Genomic DNA, 4,412 nt, shown 5'->3' with positions numbered 1-4,412 from the left:
GCGAGGGAGTCCAGATCAGGCGTCACAACCGATCTTTGGACTCCCTCGCTTCATGTCATGCGCGGCGGCGAGCCCTTGGCATCAGTCATCTAGGCTTCGCCCATGAGTACGGTCCACGCCAGGGTCTGGCGCTTCAGGGTCGAGAAGGGGTCCGCCGGCGCGGAAGCGGTCCAGGCGATCGAGGTGGGCCAGGGGCCCCTCCCGGTGTCGCTGGCCGAACTGGTCAGCATCAACGCCCTGGCCTGCGACCTGCGCAGGACGGTGGACCGCAGCGTGCGCGACCACGAGATCAACCTCCTCCTCAGCTACCTGGCGGGGGACACGGGGCCGGGGCCGCTCGCGGTCAAGTGCGCCGCGTGTCCGCGTACTTGTTGAAGTGCTCAGCAAAGTACAGCTGAACGTGCTCAGCTCCTGCTGCAGGTGGACGCCGGGAAAGCCCAGCCGCTCAGCCCGTGCTCGGTGTCTGTCGCGGGTGTCATGATCTCGCTTGTGGACGAGGTCATGGGTGTTCTGAGGCAGGAGTTTGATGCGGAGGAAGGAAGCTTCCTCCTTCGGCTGCGGGGTGATCTGGAGTGGGACCGAGTAGCCTTCAGCCGCCTGGAGCGGGCAATGCGTGCGGCGTGTGAGCAACTCCAGGCAGACGAGAGGCTTGATCGCTGGGTCGCCGAGGGCTTCTACGAGGTTGCGACGTGGGTTCCGTCGTGGACTTCACACGCGAACTTCCCAAGGCCGGTTCCGGACTCCTACTACGAGGACTGCATCGAGCGTCTCGGTGATCTGGCCGACTGGTTCTTCCGCGGGTGGCACGACCGCTCGGCCGCAAGTTCCTGGGTCGACCTCTGAAGCCGTCGTCGGTCACGCCGCGTCAGTCTCGCGTTCGATTGCGGTGAGGCGGTTCTTCAGTCGGTAGCTGGGGCCGTTGATCGAGATCACGTTGCAGTGGTGGAGGAGCCGGTCGAGGATGGCGGTGGCGAGGACCTCGTCACCGAACACCTGTCCCCACTCGCTGAAGGTCTTGTTCGAGGTCAGGATGATCGAGCCCTTCTCGTAACGCTTGGAGATCACCTGGAAGACCAGGTTCGCCTCGGCGCGTTCAAGGGGCTGGTAGCCGACCTCGTCGACCACGAGGACGCTCGGCCGCAGGTAGGTGCGGAGTTTGCTGGTCAGCCGCCCGGCGGCCTCGGCGGCCTTGAGCTGTCTGACCATGTCGTCGAGGCTGGTGAAGTAGATCGTGAAGCCCGCCCGGCAGGCCGCGACCGCCAAGGCGACGGCGAGGTGGGTCTTGCCGACCCCGGGGGGCCCGAGCAGGGCGGCGTTGGCCTTGGCCTCGACGAAGGAGAGGGTGGCGAGGTCCTTGATCTTGCGCGGGTCGAGCTCGGGCTGGAAGGAGAAGTCGTAGTCGTCCAGTGTCTTGTGGTGCGGCAGCTTCGACAGCCGCAGGTTCTGGCGGAAGCGGCGGTCGTCGCGGACTGCGAGCTCCTCGGCCAGGACCAGGTCGATGAAGTCGAGGTAGCCCATCTTGGCCTCGTCGGCCCGCTGGGCGTACTGGTTGAGGCTCTCGGCGAGGTGGGGCAGGCCGAGCTTGGCGGCCATGGTGCGGATGCGGGTGCTGACCAGTTGGCTCAACTCGACTCCATCGTCGTGGGGTTGGTGGTGAAGGGGCGGGTGCCGGTCAGCTCGTCATAGACCGACAAGGGCCTGCGGCCGACCTCGACGTGGGCGGCGGCAGCCCGGCTCAGCAGAGCGCGGAGCGGGCCGGCCTCCTCGCCCAGAGGCCGCTCGTGCCGGGGCCGGGGCAGGACATCGCCGGTGGTGACACGGCGGGTGTCGCCCTTCGGCAGGCCGTCCCAGTGGCGCTCGTCGACGATGCGGTCGCCCCGGCCCACCGCCCGTGAGTGGACGGCCAGTAGCGTGCTGCCGTTCGCGTCGGGAACCGTGGCGTGCAGGATGACCTGGGACTTCGTGGCCCGGATCTCGACCAGCTGACGGGGGCGGACCTTGCGGGCCGGAACCGAGTAGAGGTTGGCGTCGAAGGCCACCAGGCAGTCCTTCCCGACATGCCGCAAATGCCGCTGCGTGACGACGTAGGGCGTTCTCGGCAGCGGGCGCAGGGCCATGTGGTCGCGGACGGCCCGGTGGCCGATGACCTCTCCGTGGGTGCCGTGGACGCGGGCCCGCCGCAGTGGCACCCAGGCCGTGAACGCGGCGTCGAGTTCCTCGACAGAGGAGAACGCCCGCCCGGCCAGGACATGGTCGCGGACGATGGAGACCTGCCGCTCGACCCTGCCCTTGCCGGTGGGGCGATAGGCGGCGAGCACGTCGATGTCGAAGTCGTAGTGCCCGGCGAACGCCACCGCCTCGGGGTGCAGCGGGACCGCCTCTCCCGGGGCGACGTGCCGGCGGACCACGGTCTTGGTGCGGTCGTAGACGATCGTCATCGGCACCCCGCCGAAATGTGCGAACGCCTGACGGTGGCAGTCGAAGAACGTCGCCAGGTCCTGGCTGGTGGTGAAGCAGCAGAACGGATCGCGAGAGTAGGACAGGACCATGTGGAAGGAGTAGACCTTCGGGATTCCGAGATGGGCGAGGATCCTGCCCTCGTCGCCCCAGTCGACCTGGGCCTGGGCACCGGGAACGACCTCGAACCGGCGGTGCAGGCCAGCCAGTTCGCCAGGGGCGATCCCCAGCTCCTCGGCGATACGGGGCCGTGCTTCCTGGAGGTAGAGCTTCACCCGCTGGTAGTTGCCGGCGAACCCGTACTCGGCGACCAACCGCTCGTGGACTACCGCGCCCTTGATCAGGATCTCGGATCGCAGCATCGCGTCGATCAGCGGCGCCACCTCATCCACCAACCGCCTACGGACCTGCCCACTCGGCGCCCGGCGCGGCGGCGAGATCGGAGCCTGTGCAGCCAGGTACTTGCGGACAGTGCGGCGGTTGAGCCCGGTCTCCTTCGCAATCTCCGACAGGCTCATCACGCCGGACTCATGCAGCCCACGGAAGCGCCGAAGTTCCAGCCAACGATGCGGATCCAAGACCACTTCAGCTGCCCTCCGTCCACGAACCGGACAGCAGCAGAGTGCCGGGAACCGGCCCTCAACGCCTCAAGAACTGGGCACGTTCACTCGTACGTGGCTGAGCACATCCACGCGTACGCCGACACCGCGCTGGATTCCAGCTCCGGCCACATCCGCCGATTCGTCAGCGAGTGCACCGGGCTCGGAGTCATGACGGCCGCCAGCGAGACCCTGTTCGACTGGAAGTCCGGTGTGGACGGGCTCAGCAGCTTCGACGTCCTGCCCGACAAGCTCGTCGGCACCTACGCCACCACGGGCGTGCGCCCGGACCTGCTCTACGACCTCTCCAGGGGCCCGCTCGCCGGAGAGGCGCGAGGCCGGCGCCGCGACGCCAAACAGATATTCCCAGCCGCAAGGGGACCGCGGACCAGAAGCAGAGACTGCAGAAGCTCGCGACCTGGTCGGTCGACCACGGCGACCACCCCTACTTCATGAGCTGGGTCTGGCTCGGCACGGGCGGCGTCTACGTCGACATCTTCCTGCCCGAGAACTCCCCGACCACGGCCGGGCTGAAGACCGGATGGATCGAGAAGCCAGGCAGCCCGCAGCCCTGGCGCTTCGCTGTTCCCCGGCCCGACCCTCGGCGGGCGATGCGGGAGGACCCGGAGGACGACCCCGTTTTCCACGTGCTGGACGAGGATCCCGATGGCACGGACGAGGCGAGCAGCGGCGGTGCCACGAACGCGATCGACCGGGCCCGGCCTCTGGTCGAGGCGGCGATGGACCGGGCCTTCGGCCGTGAGGAGACCCCGCTGGGCGACCTGCGCGGCGTGCCCGTCCGCGGCACCTGGATCCGGGCTGACGCTGTCGGCCCGGCGCGCCACGAAGTTCTGGTCGGCGTTCTCGGCGAGCACGTCCCTGTGGACCTCCGCGCCCACCGCCGTCGCTTGGCCGCTGAACCACGGAGCAGGCTCGACCTGTTCCTCGACGGCCGCCTGCTGACCCTCGTGAATCCGGTGGGCGAACCACGGCCAAGCTGGGGGCAGATCGCTGAGGAAGTCATCGGAGCCTAGGTAGCCACTGAGGGCTGCGCGCAGTGGAGGAGAAGAACACGATGTCGGACTCGTCGCCCAACAGTGCCCAGCAGCGAGAGGCGGCCTCCCCCCGGGGAGGTGCAGGGCCTGCGGTCAGGCACCTTCAATCCCTCGTTGGTGACTTCCCCGAGCGTCGCAGGCTGGCCCTCATGTGGGCGTGGGTACTCAACCCGTCCGGGCTTGAGGGTGAGTTGGCGCGGATCCGCTGTCGGCGGCGGCTCAATTCGATGCCGGTCTGGACGGTTCAATCGTGGGCCACTGTGTGGTCTCGTTGGTCGTGTTCAGTCGTTGTCGGTCGTGC

At 68.1% G+C, this 4,412-nt stretch carries 6 protein-coding genes; 4 read left to right on the top strand and 2 right to left on the bottom strand.

Annotated elements, in window-relative coordinates; translation table 11 throughout:
- Positions 1–102: 102 nt before the first annotated feature.
- A complete protein-coding gene (locus tag AC0B61_RS36980) occupies positions 103–375 on the top strand; it encodes a hypothetical protein (protein ID WP_471746902.1) in 273 nt (90 codons plus the stop codon).
- Between the two features lie 114 nt (positions 376–489).
- Entirely contained in the window at positions 490–843 is a 354-nt protein-coding gene (locus AC0B61_RS36975) for a hypothetical protein (RefSeq protein WP_471746900.1), read from the top strand.
- A 12-nt stretch (positions 844–855) separates the two neighbouring features.
- Here the strand turns inward: AC0B61_RS36975 and istB are convergent, their stop codons facing one another.
- Positions 856–1,626: an IS21-like element helper ATPase IstB gene (gene istB, locus AC0B61_RS36970; RefSeq protein ID WP_471746898.1), complete on the bottom strand. Its 771-nt coding sequence runs from the start codon at positions 1,624–1,626 to the stop codon at positions 856–858.
- Positions 1,623–3,041 (bottom strand): IS21 family transposase, encoded by a 1,419-nt coding sequence (istA, locus tag AC0B61_RS36965; protein ID WP_471746896.1) that lies wholly within the window; start codon positions 3,039–3,041, stop codon positions 1,623–1,625. The genes istB and istA overlap by 4 nt, the downstream gene beginning before the upstream one ends.
- Positions 3,042–3,131: 90 nt before the next feature.
- Between istA and AC0B61_RS36960 the strand changes: the two genes are divergently transcribed.
- A complete protein-coding gene (locus tag AC0B61_RS36960) occupies positions 3,132–3,512 on the top strand; it encodes a hypothetical protein (protein WP_471746894.1) in 381 nt (126 codons plus the stop codon).
- On the top strand, positions 3,509–4,090 hold the full coding sequence (locus AC0B61_RS36955; protein ID WP_471746892.1) for a hypothetical protein: 582 nt from the start codon (positions 3,509–3,511) through the stop codon (positions 4,088–4,090). Before AC0B61_RS36960 ends, AC0B61_RS36955 begins: the two co-directional genes overlap by 4 nt.
- Positions 4,091–4,412 lie beyond the last annotated feature (322 nt).

The sequence above is a fragment of the Kitasatospora sp. NPDC023385 genome, assembly GCF_055664045.1.
This window is presented reverse-complemented; position numbering and strand designations above follow the sequence as displayed.